Genomic DNA, 16,580 nt, shown 5'->3' on the forward strand with positions numbered 1-16,580 from the left:
AAATCCTTATTCAGTTCAATTTAACAACCGGTATATTTCGCTAATCGTCGACTGCGCCAGCTGTTTATGCGCGCTTTTTCCAGTTGTAAAACCAGGCGTGTAATCCGGTACGAATTCATCGATTGCGCCTCGGTTAATCAAGCACGACTCGGTATTCGTTTCAGCGGTGAACTTTTTGTTTTTATCCGAGTAGTTATACAAAGAAAACGGCGTACCTATTGAGTAGGCGACCACCGCCGGATGCAAGCGTGCGCTGAGTATGTGCTTCGCCTGTTTTATATAAGCGATGGAACTGTCAATATCGGAGCCCTCGATTTTGAATACCGTAAAGCCCCTGTCCCTCAACTCACTCTCCGCGTAGCGTGACACGCCGGCGTCCACCTCCGCATCGGCATTAAATATACCGATTTTGTTGACACCCAATTTCCAACAAATCCTGATCGAAACATCCAGCAGCTGACTGTATATGTCGTCACTGGATTGACCGCCATAGTGTTCAAGATCGCGCAGGCACACGATGATGTAATTGTCGCTAGCTTCCAGATTCTCCACAGAGCCGTTGTCGTCAATATCCAACGCATACGCTAGGTCCACTGATTGTTTTAGTTTGCCGGTACGAATCCACGGGTTGATTTTCTTGATGGCCTGAAGTGAGGCCGAGTCTCGAATATAAAGGGCCTTCGATATCAGTGTCGCAAAAAACAAAATCAACCGGGTTTTCAATTTTTCATGATTATCTATGCCGATGCCTGCATAAATAACTTTGGCGCCAAACACGCGCGCCAACGCCATGTACTTGATCCCACCCGTCCCGCCCTCATCCATGAAGCACGTTCCGCCACCCCAGACAATCGCGGAGCTTTTAATAACGCTTTTATAGGCGTGCAATCTGTTTGCCTTATTAAGATCCACTACGCCGATTTTGCCAGCGCTAATGAAACTTTGTTTTTTAAGCGATTCGCCATCCCCATACGTCAAGACTGTATACACCACTCCCGGCTTTTGCACAGACAGCAGCGACTTCAGCATTAAAAGATCACCGAAGTTATTTCCATAATACCCAATGACAGAAACATTCATGCACGGATGCTCTTTCTATAAAGAATGTAGTACGAGACGGCTATGAAAAACTCGCTAACCACGATGCTTGCGCCAATGCCCTTTGCTTCAAACGGCATCAACAAAACAAACAACCCGACTTGCAGTGCTACCCCAATACTGGCAACGATTATTTTTTTGCTGACCCACTCTTCACTCAACAGTGCTGCACCTAAAGGTGTCGCAAAAAACCTGAATGCAATGGACAAGGCGGCTATTTGTAATACCTGAGCGGCATAAGCGTATTCGCCACCGAAAACCAGATGAACAAGATCATGGGAATAAACACTCAGGCAACCACCCACTATCACCCCTACGCCGCATGAATAAAGTGCGTGCTTTATGGGCAAGGATTTTTCGCTATTGGTCAGCGCATGATATTTCTTTATCAGGTAGGTATTGAATACAGTGTTAGGCGCGATATACAGCGCCGTGAGCAACGTATTGCAAATAGCCAAATAACCAGAATAGGTCGATCCATAAATAAGCCCCAACAATGAAATGGGGATTTGCAGCTGAGCAATATTCAGAGCGCCATTCAGTGAGTATTTAATAGAGTCCTTCAGAAACCCGCCAATCCTTATTCCTGCAGACTTCCCATGACGCGTTATTAACGCCAAACACAGCAGTGCGCAAAAAATGTTGGCGGCGCCTAATCCCGCAGCGGCGCTCATTAAATTGGCAGCCATGGAATAAAAAATCGCGACGACGAATATTATTCTTGAGAGCGGCACGACGACTTGGCCCAGGGAAATCCGCAGGGGACTGCTCTTGAGTTGACCTTGCGTGATGACGATCGACTGAGCCGCCAGGGCCACTACGCCCGTTGCCAGCGCTGTAGCGGCAAAAATATCTATTCCGGCGCCATACAACAGCGCAATGCTGACGACGTAGGCGACCAGCGTATTGATGAGCAGGCAGACGTACGCAACTTTCATATAGTGCGCATAGTCACCCGGCGCCCTGCTGACGCGTCGCAACAGCAAGCTGTTTACACCACTGAACGCCAACGCTCCGAGTGTGATAGTGATCGCGTTAGAGAACGACACAAGGCCGAAGCTGGCAGCATCCAGAGTTCTACTGAGTATGACCTGGAGTAAAAACGTTGCGCCGGCAGCGCCAAACGATGAGATAAGCAGTTGAATCGCTTTCAAGAAAAAACTCCTGCCCGCTTTCAGTCAAGGGACTGAAAGCGGTCGTTCAATTTAAAATACTCCTTCAAAAGCAAATATTTCTTTGATGCCGAATCTGCAGCCAAACCTGTTTTGGTCAGTGACAGTTGAGGGTTCCAGATATCCGCTTCTTTGTAAGAGTGATAAAACCAACTCCAGCGATTTTGTTCAAACAGATCAATCAACGTTTTCATGTACAACTCAGCGTCATCCACCGGGCTGTAATTCGACACGCTGAATTCCCCGACGATAACCGGCCCGGAATGCCTTAAGACACGGGACAGTGTCTTCCGAAAATAGAGACTCAAGCTTCGTTCACCTCTTAGTAAAAATGGCAAACGCTGATCCGTTGGAAAGCCTCGGACGCCTTGGTGAGTAAAATAACCAGGGTCGTAATAATGCAGGCTTCCGATTATTTGCTTGTCATCAATCAGGCGGGTGATTTCATGCCAGTTGGAGCGCTGTCCGTTAGGGATACCGTTGGGTTGAATGGTGATGCGTGGCTGGATAAGCACAACCTTGCCTGGTGAAATATTTAATATTTTTGCCGAGGCTTCCTTTAAAAAATCCAGATAGCCAGAAAGTTCAGTGGGGGCCGGTTCATTTACGATGTCGTACCCAATCACCATGCTTTGATCTTTATACTTTTCTGCAAGCTGTCCATAGCTTTCGATCAGTTTGCTCATCAAGTCAGCATTACGCCAATATTCGTCCTCAACCGACCCCGAATATTTTTTGACATTACCAGGAAAGGTATGAACATCGACCAACATCAGAATATTGTATTTTTTCGCGTATTGGACATAGCGATCAAGCACAGCAACCGCCGTATTATCCAACCCGCCCTTTTCGTCAAACAGTGGATGTGAGGCAAACGCAACACGTACCGCATTTACATTTAAGTCATCAAGATTTTTGAAATCCTGCTCGGTTAAATTCAAATCAATATTAAAACCCCGTAGCGGCATGCCGGCTTTATAATCCTGCGCCTGCCGGTTGGCCGCCTGAGCGCTGCATCCAATGACCAGCAGCAATACGCATAAGAAGGTTCTTCTAAGCATGTCGTTTCGCTCGGTCATTAAGGCCGCAAATTATTCCGAAATTTATCCAGATAATGGCCTGGATGCTGTCGGCTCTAAATGACCAGCCCTGAATACCGGTTATCAGGATCGCGATAATGGACACCAGCGCGGCTGCGGAAGCGTTGTTAATGGAAACATCACCGCCTCTCCTTATGGTGTTTTTATGAAGTTTGTAGATACCGAATATAAGCGCCAGATAGCTGATGATCCCCAAGAGTCCCGTCTCGGCCATGACCAGTAAATACATGTTGTGCGCGGGATATCTAAAGCTCTTCGAGGCGCCAAACTCATCATACTTTTCCATGACATCGACAAAATTATTCCAACCCACCCCAATGACTGGGTGCTCTACAAACATATTGAGTGCGATTTTTGCCAAAATCAGCCTCGAAGTCGTACTCGACTCAGGCGCATCAAAGAATCGGGCATAGAGGTTTTCAAGGTTGTAAATGGCACCTGCCATAATCACCAAGGAAAAGATCACCGAGGTGTAGATGATTTTTTTGTTTCTTAAAATCGAGCGGCCATTCGGACGCTTGAAATAGAAAAGGCACAGCCCCACCACAAAGAAATACAACACAATCTGCGTTCTTGAGTAGGTCAGGCAAATAACCACAAAGCCAGCGGCAATCGCACCGATGTACAGCAGCCTGCCCCGTCCATTAACCGCACCGTATACACAGAACGGCAATAACAGCACCGTAAACAGGGACAGCAATGCCGGATGCCGTAGCGTACCGGTGACTCGGGTGATGCCATTTTCCACGAATAATTCTTTTACTTGTTGAGCATCTTCAGTGACATCGCCTGTTGCCAACTGATAGGCGGCATACAACGTTTCGAAAAGGATCAATAACGCCGCAACCCTGGTGAATTTATCCATCGACTGTCCATCCTGGAATACCGACCGCACCACAAGAAACAGGACGATAATTTTCCAGTGCCGGAAAATTTCATAAAGCGTGAAATTTGCCGCCTCCGAATTAATCAGTGATACGGAGGACAACACGACAAAAAACATGGCCATTGCAGTAATTCGATCAATCTTGATTTTTTCAAGATTGATTTTCTTACTGAAAAAGACGATTGAAACCAGAATCAGAAAAAGAAAAATATCATAGGGCGCAATAGACAACTCGGCGCCCCCCAGGTGTATATCAGCACCCGTCAGCCGATACCGCAGATTGAACGCCGTCGCCACCAACAGCAGTGGAAACAGCATATAGTTTACAAGGGCCGTTACTCGCATTTTAACTCTCGAGAATAGACAGACGCCGCTATTCTTTTACCGACATCAATAAAGGGTATCTCGACACACCGATGGATCACCGACGAGGTCACATAAGTGAGCATTATTGAGAGCGCGATAAACAAAGGCACCTGATCAGCGCTTAGATCACCCAACTTTCTTGCGACGATCATCACCGAATCGATAATCAGAATATGAATCAAGTAGGTGGAGTACGACAGCACCCCCAGCCTTACCAGTACTTTATTCCTTAGTGGCGCTTTAAAAAGATCTAATGTTCTGGTAAGCAACGGCAGATCCAATGTGCTATTGAGTTTGAACACAATCGCTAACCCAGCCCATAAAGCGACAGAGGCAAAACTGGCGAAGGATCGGGTAATGAGCCCCACCGCGAGGACGATGAGCATAATCAAAATGGCATTTTTCAACTCACCTTCATCACGACGAATCAAATCGTGGGTCAACATGCCAATGATGAACACTGGCAACTTCAAAAAAATGAAACTGCCGTAGGAGAAGGTCAGGCCGGAATTGGCCAGGAGCATCAGTACAAGCAAACTTGCCCCAACGATTAGTGTCTTGCCTCGTTTAAGCGCGAAGCCCCCCACGATCAACGGCGCGATCAGGTAAAACTGCCACTCAAGGGTAAGACTCCAGGCCGGGGCCAAAAAGGCATCTCCCGCATGGGGGAGCCATTGATCTGGAATGACGCCCTGAAGCAACATCAGACAGGGAACCAGGTATGCCGTTATATTTGCGCTGATGCTGGTCCAGTAACTTTCGATGGCGGCTATTTGACCCGGTGTATTCCATGGCATGTCCATGCGAACGCTCATCCGGTCATTGAACAGTAATGCAGCCATGGAAATGGCCAGCAGGTAGATCGGAATGATTCTGAAAGCGCGCCGAATAATATACGGCCCGTAACCACTATTTTTTCCACTTAAGGCTTTCGCGATAAAAAAGCCACTTAGACAAATGAAGATGTCCACCGGAATAGCGGTGGCCAATAAAATTTCGTTGATCATGGGAGGAACGTTCCCCACTGCCTGACGGAAGCAGGAGTATAGGTGCCCAAAAACGACCCACCACGCCATCACCCCCCGAATAGACTCCAGCTCGACGTAGAATCCCTGTTTATTAGCTATTGCCATCTTTTTCTCAATATCTATCAGGAGGAACTACCTGAACTCAATGAACTACACGCCCATCACATCCCAACTTCCTGAACTCTGGATGCAGGCTTCTCGACAGATTTATTTTAATTTCCCACGCTACCGCCCCAGGATTTAGAGTCATTTTCCCGAGAACACGATGTCGTTACTGAAGGGTCAACATTTGCATCAGTTGATGGCACCCTGCCCGCTCAGCGGATGCCATACACAGTTAAAACAGCTGATAAATCAGCCTATCCGGATCAGCTCAGATCTGATTTGTACTCGTAGTTGTAATAACCATAAGCGCCATACCCGTATTTCGCTGACGCGCGCTTTTCGACACCGTTGAAAATGGCGCCTTTGAGCTCGATTCCGTTTTGCGCGAACCGGCGAATGGTGAGTTCTATTTCTCGGGAAGGGTTAAAACCGAAGCGTGTGACAATCAGGTTGGTTCCTGACTGGCGTCCGACAATCGCGGCATCTGTTACTGCCAGCAACGGAGGGGTGTCGAGGATGACCAGGTCATACATCCCACTGACCTGCGACAGCAGTTCACTGAAGTTGCGATGCATGAGCAACTCCGAAGGGTTCGGCGGTATCTGCCCCCGGCTAATGAAGTCGAAATTGTCGATCTCCGTTTTATGGATAGCGGTTTTCAGATCACAGCGTTTGGCCAGGACATCGGACAGCCCATTGGTGCTGGGGGTGTTCATGACTTTATGGATGTAGCCTTTGCGCATATCGACGTCGATCACCAATACGCGTTGCCCTGTCTGGGCGATTACCGCAGCCAAATTGACAGACACGAACGTTTTACCGACCTGCGGACTGGGACCAGAGATCATCAATCGATTGTTGTCCGCTTCATGCATCGCAAAATGCAGGCTGGTGCGCAAGCTGCGAAGCGCTTCAATGGCCAGGTCTGTAGGGTGGTTGATGGCCAGCAGCGAGACACCACGACTCAGACGTTTCCCCGTCCGGGTATTTTTTTCTTCTTCGTCTTTTTGCAGGGTGCTGTAGGGAATGGACGCGTAGACCGGCAGCCCGAGTTTCTCAATGGCTTCCGGACTCTCTATGCCTCTGTTCAATGCCTTGCGCAGTAAAACCAGCAGCACCGCGAGGAACCCGCCAAGGAAGGTTGCGACCAAAACAATCAGGATCTTTTTCGGCTTGATCGGCTTGATCAGGTTTACATCCGCCGTATCAATCAAGCGCACATTACCCACCGTCCCGGCGCGCATGACATCGAGCTCCTGGGACTTGTTCAGTAGTTGCGTATAGATGGCCGTGCCCACCTCGACATCACGATTCAGGCTGAGTAATTCCTGCTGCGTAGAAGGAAGGTCCTGAACCTTCTCTGACAGTCTTTGTTGTTTGCTGCTCAATTCACCAATCTGCGCAATCAACGCACGGTAGGCCGGGTGTTGGCGGGTGAACTTTCTGTCCATCTCGGCTTGCTGGAGTTTCAACTGAGAGATGGCGGTATCAAGCGAGACAATCTGGTCCAGGATCGCTTTGGTTTCCAGGCTGATGTCCACGGACTTGGTGCGAGTCTGGTACGCATTGAGCGCATTCCCGGCCTTTTCCAGGTCACTCTTGACCTGAGGCAGCTGTTCCTTCAAGAACTCCAGGCTTTGAGCCGCCTCAGCCGACGTGCGTTGCACGTTCTGCTCGACGTAGAGTTCGGAAATCTTGTTGAGGATTTTCACCGCCAACTCTGGCTCGGTACTCTCTAATGCCAACCCGATAATGCCCGACTCTTTACCGCGCTCAATGACGTCTAGCGCCTCTTGATAATCGAGAATGCTAGTCAGGCGTGGTTTACGGACTATACGAAACCGGGTGCCGGGGTTGGCACGCAACTCTTCGACAAACAGCTTGGCGCCGCGTTGCTCGGCAAGCTCGCCGACCTGCCCTTCGACCAATAGCTGGTCATCTTCATCGAGCAGCTTGAAATAGCCATTCTCGCCGGTAATAAAGGTCAGTTTTTTCGCGAGTTTGTCTTGCGGGAGATCCAGGCGAGCTATTTTTAACGACTCGCCTCCCCATGCGTAACCCGCCATCCCCAACCATGGGCTGGAGACTTCGTCAGGGTTTGCATTTTTGAACCGGCGCGCAAAGAACTCACCGATGACGGGGAAGTAATTGGGCTCTACGATAATGGCCAGTTTCAGTTCATCGACGGTCTTGCCAATCACTGCACGTGACTTGATCAGCTCAATCTCGGTAGCGGAAGGCGACTCTTTGCCCAACATGCTGCTGACATCGGAAAAGCCCAGCAAGTCGTTCTTTTTCGCTTCCACCTGCAGCAACGCATTTGCCTGATAAACCGGGGTTGCCAGCACCGCATAAGCCGCCCCTGTCACCATAAAGGCGCCCGTGATCGCGGCAATCAACCATTTATGGTCGATAAGTGTTCCAAACAAACCGAGGAGATCAATCTCGTCGTTGTCGTCTTCCCGTACGGTGACTACTGGCGCTTGCTGCATAAGTCGGATTCTTTGCCTTTATTACGATTCAGAAAGCAGTGGCGATCAACGTACTAGACGCTGTGCCCATGCGTTTACGGCTTCTTCGATCAACGCATAAGCGTGCGCAAAGGCAGGTTTGCCTTGCCGATAGGGGTCACCGATCTCGCGATCGTTTTGCCATTTCCCCAGCATCAACACCTTGCCCCGTGCCTCGGGAGCCATGTTGAGCACGCCGCTGACATGCTTTCGCTCCATCACCAGAATCAGGTCCGCCTCGCTGATCGCTTGAGGCACAAGTTGCGTGGCGTGGTGCTCATTGGGCGAATGCCCATGCGCTTCGAGTACCGCGCGCGCCGTAGGCTCGATCGACTCACCGACCAATGCGGCAAGTCCGGCGGAACTGACGTCGATATCGGAATGAGCGAGTGCCCCGCGCAGGAGATTTTCCGCCATGGGGCTACGGCATATATTGCCAACACAGACAATCAAAACTCTTTTAAGCAAGATAAACTTCCCCGTCTTGTCAACATTGGCGGTGACACGGCACTTGCCGAACATAAGAGTTTTTAGCCACGGAAAAACCTGGGCATCTGTTTGCCCGGTCATTGCAGAATCGGTTTTAAAAAACCAAGGACATATTTATTACCATGGCACTTGAAATTCACTCAAGTTTTTCTACGGACAATAAATAACACTTCGACCTTTAGCCGGCAGAAGTTGGCCAGCATCGATATTTATTCCGACAGTTTCTAACAGTTGCGGCTTTCCCGCGGGCGATCCCTCTAAATTACGCGTTACTTAGAGAATGGATAATGTATAGCCGTTCACCCAGCGTTGTCGGTTCCCTCAACCTGGTTCGAGTTTTCTTACTGCCACTGCCAATACATCAGTCTACTTTCAAGGACGCTTTCATGATTCGTAAATGTCTGTTCCCCGCTGCTGGCTATGGGACCCGCTTTCTGCCCGCCACCAAGGCCATGCCTAAGGAGATGCTGCCAATCGTCAACAAGCCGCTGATCCAGTACGCCGTCGAGGAAGCGCGCGATGCCGGCCTGCAACATATGGCCATCGTCACCGGTCGTGGCAAGCGAGCGCTGGAAGACCATTTCGATGTCAGCTTCGAGTTGGAACATCAGATTCGCGGCACCGCTAAAGAAGTGTTCCTGGCGGGCACTCGGGAATTGATCGACACCTGCAGTTTTTCCTATACCCGCCAGGTAGAAATGAAGGGCCTGGGACACGCTATTTTGAGCGGCCGCCCACTGATCGGTGACGAGCCCTTCGCGGTGGTACTGGCGGATGACCTGTGCCTGAACCTAGGCGGTGACGGCGTGCTGACGCAGATGCTCAAGCTCTACGAGCAGTTCCGCTGCTCGATCGTGGCGATCCAGGAGGTGCCTATCGAGCACACTCAGAAGTACGGCGTGATTGCCGGGCAGTTGATTAGCGAGGGGATTTACCGGGTCAACAGCATGGTCGAGAAACCCCGCCCGGAGGACGCGCCTTCCAACCTGGCGATCATCGGCCGGTACATTCTGACCCCTGACATCTTTGACCTGATCGCCGACACCGAACCTGGCAAGGGCGGCGAAATCCAGATTACCGATGCGCTGATGAAACAAGCCCAGGACGGCTGCGTGCTGGCTTACAAGTTCGAGGGCCGACGCTTCGATTGCGGCGGTGCCGAAGGTTACATCGAAGCGACCAATTTCTGCTTCGAACACCTGCATCAAAGCACCCTATGAATACGTTAAGCGGTTTCAAGACGCGTGACGGTCGTCAGCCGTATGGCGCTGAGCTCAAAAACAACCTTGCGTACCTCATCGTCCGTGCCTATGCGTCGGAGCTGGTCTTCCCGCGCACGCGCAAACCACCGGTGCTGCTGGTGGAGCGCATCGGTGCCTTTCCTTCTTCCGGGGAGATCCGCCGGCACGTCCAGGATGGACCTGCACTGTTGGCGAGAATAAAGAACCGTTACGCCAGCAATGCACTGGAAATCCGGGAAAACGACGGGCTGAACCTGGTCTTTGCCGACTGGCGCTTCAGCTTGCAACTCGCGGGCAACGGCCGCACGACGTGGCTGAATGTGGAAAGTCGCGGCGACATCGAGTTGATGCAGCTGAAAACCGCGGAACTCCTGGAGCAGATCGGCGCTGGGGCCGAATGAGACACCGACAAAGGAAGCACACCTCATGAATGCGATGACCGAACACGCGGCCAAAGCCTGGTATCTGGTCCAGTGCAAAGCCCGACAGGATGAGCGGGCCGAAGAGCATCTGCTGCGCCAGGGTTATGCCTGTTTTCGCGCTACCTACCAACGTGAACGCCTGCTCAAAGGCCGGCGCCACATGACCAGCGAATCACTGTTTCCCGGCTATCTGTTTATTCAATTGAGCCTGCAGGACAGTTGGGGACCCTTGCGCTCGACGCGCGGGGTTTTGCGGGTTGTCGCCTTCGGCGGTCAACCACTGCCGATCAGCGATGCGCTGGTCGACGACCTCCAGGAACGGGACAACCAGGCCATCGTGACAACGCTGCTCAAGCCCGGAGAACTCGTGCGCATCAATGAAGGCCCCTTTGCTGAACTCGAGGCGGTGTTCCTGGCCATGGACGGTGAAGAGCGAGTGATCGTGCTGATGAATTTTTTGCAGCGCGAACAGCGAATCTGCCTGCCGTTGAGAGGGGTCAGCACGCTGCAGATGGCCTCCTGTAACGCTTGATATCCCCGGCGCTTGCGCAAGCCCGCCGCCAGTGATTGGCGGCAGGCTTCACCTGTCTAGGGGTGCTCAGACCACTGAATCCAGCCCAGCCACCAGGTCGCCAGGATCAACAGACCGAATACGATCCGGTACCAGGCAAACACCGCATAACTGTGGCTGGCGATGAACTTGAGCAAACCACGCACGGCAATCATCGCGAAGAAGAACGCCACCACAAATCCCAAGGCAAACACCGGCAAGTCGCTGGCCTGGAACAGGTGACGATATTTGAAGCCAGAGTAGACTGCGGCCCCGACCATGGTCGGCATCGCCAGAAAGAATGAATACTCGGTCGCCACCTTGCGTGACAGACCAAACAGCAACCCGCCAATAATGGTCGCCCCCGAGCGCGAAGTGCCGGGGATCATCGCCAGGCACTGGGCAAAGCCGACTTTCAGGGCATCGGTCCAGCGCATATCGTCAATGTGATCGACGCGCACTACATGCTCGCGTTGTTCTGCCCACAACATGACAATCCCGCCCACCACCAGCGCTACGGCCACAGTGATGGGATTGAAAAGATACTCATGAATCTTGTCGGCAAACATCACCCCGAGTACTACCGCCGGCAGGAACCCGATCAACACATTCAAACTGAAACGTTGGGCGTTTCGCTGGGTTGGCAATCCCGTCGTGATCTCGAAAATCTTGCGGCGAAACTCCCAGACGACCGCCAGGATAGCCCCCAACTGAATGATGATATTGAAGGCCATGGCTCGCTCCCCCCCGAAGTCGAGCAAGTCCGCGGCAATAATCTGGTGTCCCGTACTGGAGATGGGCAAGAACTCCGTGAGGCCTTCGACCATCCCTAATATCAATACCTGCAGGGTCGTCCAAAAATCCATTAATCCTCCGTTAGACGCTCTCGATTGAAAGGTCTGGTTAGTCTTTGAGTGTTCAAACTGATGACGGCATGCCGGTGGCCTGTCGTTTTGTTTCGCGAATGAATCTATCAGACCGACAGAGAAGTAAAATGCCTTATACAGTGAATTTAACGGGATGTTATAAAATGCCCGTAACCGCGCGCTTGTTTGCGCTGTTTTATGCAGCCCACTTAAAACTAAATGTTCAATGAGTTGCCAGCACTTACATGTTTTCGACTTTTTATAACAGTCGGCATAAATAGTTATGTTGCCATTACCGCCCTTCGCAACCGCTGTCGATACTCACTCGGCGTTTCCTGCATTTCATGGCGAAAGTGCCGGTTGAAATTCGACAGGTTGGCATAGCCCACTTCGAAGCAGATATTGGCGACGCTCAGGTCGCTCTGCGCCAGCAACCGACACGCCCGCTGGACCCGCAGCTTGCGCGTCAGATCGACGAAGGTATGGCCGGTGGCGCGTTTGAAGAACTTGGAGAACGCCGGCTCACTCATCTCCAGGCGTTGGGCGATGACGGACAAGCGCAACTCCTCGGCGAGGTCGTTGAGGATGTAGTCAAAGACGATGCTCATGCGTTGGGCCGTCAGGGCGTCGAGCATCGGCGCATATTGCAGGCTGGCGAGGGTTTTTCTTTCGGCCTCGGGTGCCGAGGACAGCAACTGCAGCAACGCCAGGAACAGGCACAACCTCTCGAATCCCTGGCTCTGACCGATCTGTTCCAGGAGGCTGGCTGCTTTCCTGCGGGTCGCACCGCAGAACTCGATGCCCTGAGCGGCTTGCCGGAACAGGCTTTGCAGTTCATTGAGCTCGGGCACCAGGTTGCGCAACTGCATCAATGCCTGGCCATCGAACTGCAACACCACGTCACGGCCGGCAATCAACTCACCTTTGCCCAGATCGCTGATCCAGTCGTGCGGCAGCCCCGGCCCGATCAGCGCCACATGCCCGGCCTCGAACAGGCCGATGTAATCCCCTGCCAACAACCGGCCGCTGCCTTCACGAATCAGGTGGATTTCGAATTCGGGATGATGATTCCAGCGAGCCAGGTCGAAGGGATAGTCATGCTGATACCAGCGAAAGCTGTGTTGTGGTTCGTTCAGGATGACTTCGAGCGCAGGCTGTTTGTCCGCGGTGGCGTAATGGCTTATCACTATCGCGTCCTTCTTGTTCTTGTAGGTTAAGCAAGACTCCCACTAAGCAGTGTGGGTTGCCTAGCGCAATGATGGGGGGCGACTGATACTTTTTTTCCGCGCGCACGAGCAGTTAAAAAAGTATCAGTGTGGCGTATGCCGTTCATTTGTTAGGCCCTTGGGTAGCTGTTGTAATCGGCTCGCCATCCCGGATTACAACAATAAAAGATTCTGCTGCCCACGCCGCAGAGCGGAGAACACGATGAAGCTATTGCCCAACGCACTTTTTCTGTCCGCCGGTTTTTCCTGCGCCCTGCTCGCCCAGGCAGCCGACACCGTCACCATCGCGACGGTGAACAACAACGACATGATCCGCATGCAAAAGCTATCGAAAACATTCGAAGCCGAGCATCCGGACATCAAGCTCAATTGGGTGGTGCTGGAGGAGAACGTCCTGCGCCAGCGCCTGACTACCGACATTGCTACTCAGGGTGGTCAGTTCGATGTGCTGACCATCGGCACTTACGAAACGCCACTGTGGGCTGCCAAAAACTGGCTTGAACCGATGAAGGATTTGCCCGCCAACTATGACGTCGAGGACATCTTTCCCTCGGTTCGCCAGGGGCTTTCAGTCAACGACACGCTCTATGCCCTGCCGTTTTATGGCGAAAGCACCGTCACTTATTACCGCACCGATCTGTTCAAGGACGCCGGTCTGACCATGCCCGAGCACCCAACCTGGACCCAGCTTGCGGAGTTCGCCGGCAAACTGCACCACCCGGACAAAGAGCAATACGGCATGTGCCTGCGCGGCAAGGCCGGTTGGGGTGAAAACATCGCGCTGCTGTCGACCATGGCCAATGCCTTCGGGGCGCGCTGGTTCGACGAAAAGTGGCAACCTCAACTCAACGGGCCTGAGTGGGCTGCCGCCGCCAACTTCTACGTCGATACGCTGAAGCGCTACGGCCCGCCCGGTGTGTCGAGCAATGGCTTCAACGAAACCCTGGCGCTGTTCAATAGCGGCAAGTGCGCTATGTGGGTCGATGCAAGCGTTGCGGGCTCCTTCATCACCGATAAAACCCAGAGCAATGTCGCTGACAAGGTCGGCTTCGTCGCCGCGCCTACGCAGGTCACGGACAAGGGCTCGTCCTGGCTCTATGCCTGGTCGCTGGCGATCCCCACCAGCTCGCAACACAAGGATGCAGCCAAAGCCTTTGTCACCTGGGCCACTTCCAAGGAATACATCCAGTTGGTCGCCGCGAAGGATGGCCTTGCCAATGTTCCGCCAGGCACCCGGATGTCCACCTACAGCGATGCGTACTTGCAGGCCGCGCCCTTCGCCAAAGTCACGTTGCAGATGATGCAGAACGCCGACCCGGCGCACCCGTCCATGCAGCCCGTGCCCTACGTCGGGATCCAGTACGTGACCATCCCCGAATTCCAGGCCATCGGCACGTCGGTCGGCAAGCAGTTATCCGCGGCGCTCACCGGGCAGATGTCGGTCGAGCAGGCCCTGGCCAGCGCCCAACAGAGCACCGAACGCGAGATGAAACGCGCCGGGTATCCCAAATAATCAGGGCTCGCTTCCACACTGGATCTTCACAGGTCTGCTGCGAAGCAGTCATCGGTAAAAACCAAGTCATTGGGATGGAATAAATGAAACGTCTGGAAGGAAAAAGCACCCTCATTACCGGTTCGGCCCGTGGCATCGGCAGAGCCTTCGCGCAAGCCTACATCCACGAAGGCGCGACCGTGGCGATTGCCGACATCAACCTGGAACGGGCACAAGCCACGGCTGCCGAGTTGGGCCCCAAGGCTTATGCGGTCGAGATGGACGTTACGAATCAGGCATCGATAGACGGCGCAATCGCAGCCGTCGTCGCGAAAACCGGCAAGCTCGATATCTTGATCAACAACGCGGCACTGTTTGATCTCGCGCCAATCACGGACATCTCTCGCGACAGCTACGAGCGGCTGTTTTCGATCAACGTGGCCGGCACTCTGTTTACCTTGCAGGCCGCCGCCCGGCAAATGATCGCCCAGGGCCATGGCGGCAAGATCATCAACATGGCCAGCCAGGCCGGCCGACGCGGTGAAGCGTTGGTGGCGGTGTATTGCGCGACCAAAGCGGCGGTGATCAGCCTCACGCAATCGGCCGGTCTGAACCTTATCAAACACGGTATCAATGTGAACGCCATTGCACCGGGTGTGGTGGACGGCGAACACTGGGACGGTGTCGATGCCTTATTCGCCCAGTATGAAAACCGGCCGCTCGGGGAGAAGAAAAAACTGGTCAGCGAGGAAGTACCATTCGGACGCATGGCGACCGCCGAAGACCTGGCGGGGATGGCGATTTTCCTGGCGTCGGCCGAGAGTGATTACATCGTGGCGCAGACGTATAACGTGGATGGTGGGAACTGGATGAGTTGACCACCCACGGTGCACAAACGAAAACGCCACTCAATGAGTGGCGTTTTTGTCTTCGCAGAAGACTTTAAGGTTGATCGCGATCGCGATATTCGATCGGCACGAACGTGAAACCACCCTCACCTTCAGTTCGAATATGCCCCAATCCCGGAAAAGGAAGGTGAGCGCCCGCCACCAGTTCACGCTGAGAAGCCGCACTGGCGAACTGCTTCTCACGCTGGGCCGCGGCTTCTTTAGGTGAGACGTCGTAAACAATCGTGATCTTTGGTTTCGTGAACTGCACCGACGCAACATGCACGATGTCGCCAATGAACTCGATTGACTCACCTTTGCTTTCAAATCGATAGAAGCTGTGGCCAGGTGTATGGCCCGGCGTTGGAATCCCTTCAACCCCCGGGAACAACTGGGTCACGCCAGTGAACGGCACGAGTTTTCCGGCTTTAACATAGGGGCCGACGGTTTTGACCGCCTCCTCGAAGTAGCGCTTGTCGTAGCCGTTAACGCCATGGATGTTCTTCGGATCAAGGAACAAATCCACATCGGGCTTGCCCACGTGAACGGTGGCATTGGGGAAAACCAGTTGCCCTTCGCTGACCAGGCCGCCGCTATGATCGGTGTGGATATGGGTAAGCAAAATGTCGTTGATCTGCTCCGGCGCATAGCCCGCCGATTTCAAACTGCCGAGCAGCTTGCCGGCCTTGCCCGGACCGAAGAGCGCACCAGCGCCCGTGTCCACCAACACGAGCCGGGTGCCAGTGTCGATCAGGAAGGCATTGATCGATACCTCAGCCGGATTGGACAAGAAGGCATGTTTGAGCAAACCGTCCGTTTCAGCCGGCGTTGTATTGGTCAGTAGCGCATGCAGGTTCTGGGGCACCGTACCATCGGACAAGGCAGTCACCTGAAAATCGCCGACTCGGTAACGGTAGACGCCGGGGGCCTGGGCGTGAACTTGGGCGGCCGGCGTCGCTTGGGCCTCGGCCGCCGCCACTGAGCCTGAAGTAATAACCCCCATCATTGCTATCGACGCCGCCAGCACACTCGAAACGAAAAAGCTGTTCACTCGCATAAGTAACTCCATAAGGCAAAATCGGTTCAATCCACACCCTAATGCCTCATAGTCGCAGCCGTGAGTTGCATCTCCCTATACGAGG

The 16,580-nt window shown here is 53.0% G+C and carries 15 protein-coding genes; 5 read left to right on the forward strand and 10 right to left on the reverse strand.

Translation table 11 applies throughout. The features are described from left to right. Nucleotides 1-15 precede the first annotated feature (15 nt). From ACWIKB_RS06280 to ACWIKB_RS06310, 7 genes are all read right to left on the reverse strand, one after another. Nucleotides 16-1,080 carry a polysaccharide pyruvyl transferase family protein gene (locus ACWIKB_RS06280; RefSeq protein ID WP_475265816.1) on the reverse strand — a complete coding sequence of 355 codons (1,065 nt, stop codon included), beginning with the start codon at nt 1,078-1,080 and terminating at the stop codon, nt 16-18. Then, complete coding sequence (locus ACWIKB_RS06285) at nt 1,077-2,252, reverse strand: oligosaccharide flippase family protein (protein WP_475265817.1); 1,176 nt, start codon at nt 2,250-2,252, stop codon at nt 1,077-1,079. The genes ACWIKB_RS06280 and ACWIKB_RS06285 overlap by 4 nt, the downstream gene beginning before the upstream one ends. A 20-nt stretch (nt 2,253-2,272) precedes the next feature. Continuing rightward, nucleotides 2,273-3,331 (reverse strand): glycoside hydrolase family 5 protein, encoded by a 1,059-nt coding sequence (locus ACWIKB_RS06290; RefSeq protein WP_475265818.1) that lies wholly within the window; start codon nt 3,329-3,331, stop codon nt 2,273-2,275. Further along, nucleotides 3,324-4,574: an O-antigen ligase family protein gene (locus tag ACWIKB_RS06295; RefSeq protein ID WP_475265819.1), complete on the reverse strand. Its 1,251-nt coding sequence runs from the start codon at nt 4,572-4,574 to the stop codon at nt 3,324-3,326. The genes ACWIKB_RS06290 and ACWIKB_RS06295 overlap by 8 nt, the downstream gene beginning before the upstream one ends. Before the next feature lie 17 nt (nt 4,575-4,591). Further along, nucleotides 4,592-5,755, reverse strand: coding sequence for an acyltransferase family protein (locus tag ACWIKB_RS06300; RefSeq protein ID WP_475265820.1), 1,164 nt, complete (start codon nt 5,753-5,755; stop codon nt 4,592-4,594). 263 nt (nt 5,756-6,018) lie between these two features. Beyond that, on the reverse strand, nt 6,019-8,247 hold the full coding sequence (locus ACWIKB_RS06305) for a polysaccharide biosynthesis tyrosine autokinase (protein WP_475265821.1): 2,229 nt from the start codon (nt 8,245-8,247) through the stop codon (nt 6,019-6,021). Between the two features lie 45 nt (nt 8,248-8,292). Further along, nucleotides 8,293-8,733: a low molecular weight protein-tyrosine-phosphatase gene (locus ACWIKB_RS06310; protein WP_475265867.1), complete on the reverse strand. Its 441-nt coding sequence runs from the start codon at nt 8,731-8,733 to the stop codon at nt 8,293-8,295. Nucleotides 8,734-9,140: 407 nt separating this feature from the next. Between ACWIKB_RS06310 and galU the strand changes: the two genes are divergently transcribed. From galU to rfaH, 3 genes are read left to right on the forward strand one after another with little or no spacing between them, the layout of a single operon-like run. Next, nucleotides 9,141-9,974 carry a UTP--glucose-1-phosphate uridylyltransferase GalU gene (galU, locus tag ACWIKB_RS06315; protein ID WP_475265822.1) on the forward strand — a complete coding sequence of 278 codons (834 nt, stop codon included), beginning with the start codon at nt 9,141-9,143 and terminating at the stop codon, nt 9,972-9,974. Continuing rightward, entirely contained in the window at nt 9,971-10,396 is a 426-nt protein-coding gene (locus ACWIKB_RS06320) for a phosphomannomutase (RefSeq protein ID WP_475265823.1), read from the forward strand. The genes galU and ACWIKB_RS06320 overlap by 4 nt, the downstream gene beginning before the upstream one ends. A gap of 25 nt (nt 10,397-10,421) precedes the next feature. Then, a complete protein-coding gene (gene rfaH, locus ACWIKB_RS06325) occupies nt 10,422-10,949 on the forward strand; it encodes a transcription/translation regulatory transformer protein RfaH (RefSeq protein WP_475265824.1) in 528 nt (175 codons plus the stop codon). A 56-nt stretch (nt 10,950-11,005) separates the two neighbouring features. On the opposite strand, the gene ACWIKB_RS06330 is transcribed toward rfaH, so the two are convergent. Both ACWIKB_RS06330 and ACWIKB_RS06335 read right to left on the reverse strand, forming a co-directional pair. Continuing rightward, complete coding sequence (locus ACWIKB_RS06330; protein ID WP_475265825.1) at nt 11,006-11,833, reverse strand: undecaprenyl-diphosphate phosphatase; 828 nt, start codon at nt 11,831-11,833, stop codon at nt 11,006-11,008. Nucleotides 11,834-12,114: 281 nt separating this feature from the next. Next, nucleotides 12,115-13,017, reverse strand: coding sequence for a helix-turn-helix domain-containing protein (locus ACWIKB_RS06335; RefSeq protein WP_475265868.1), 903 nt, complete (start codon nt 13,015-13,017; stop codon nt 12,115-12,117). 244 nt (nt 13,018-13,261) lie between these two features. Between ACWIKB_RS06335 and ACWIKB_RS06340 the strand changes: the two genes are divergently transcribed. After that, nucleotides 13,262-14,572, forward strand: a complete 1,311-nt coding sequence (locus ACWIKB_RS06340) for an ABC transporter substrate-binding protein (protein ID WP_475265826.1) — start codon at nt 13,262-13,264, stop codon at nt 14,570-14,572. 83 nt (nt 14,573-14,655) lie between these two features. Next, complete coding sequence (locus ACWIKB_RS06345; protein WP_475265827.1) at nt 14,656-15,429, forward strand: L-iditol 2-dehydrogenase; 774 nt, start codon at nt 14,656-14,658, stop codon at nt 15,427-15,429. A gap of 64 nt (nt 15,430-15,493) precedes the next feature. On the opposite strand, the gene ACWIKB_RS06350 is transcribed toward ACWIKB_RS06345, so the two are convergent. Then, nucleotides 15,494-16,495, reverse strand: coding sequence for an MBL fold metallo-hydrolase (locus ACWIKB_RS06350; protein ID WP_475265828.1), 1,002 nt, complete (start codon nt 16,493-16,495; stop codon nt 15,494-15,496). Nucleotides 16,496-16,580: the final 85 nt, after the last annotated feature.

The organism is Pseudomonas sp. 5Vm1k (genome assembly GCF_056161485.1).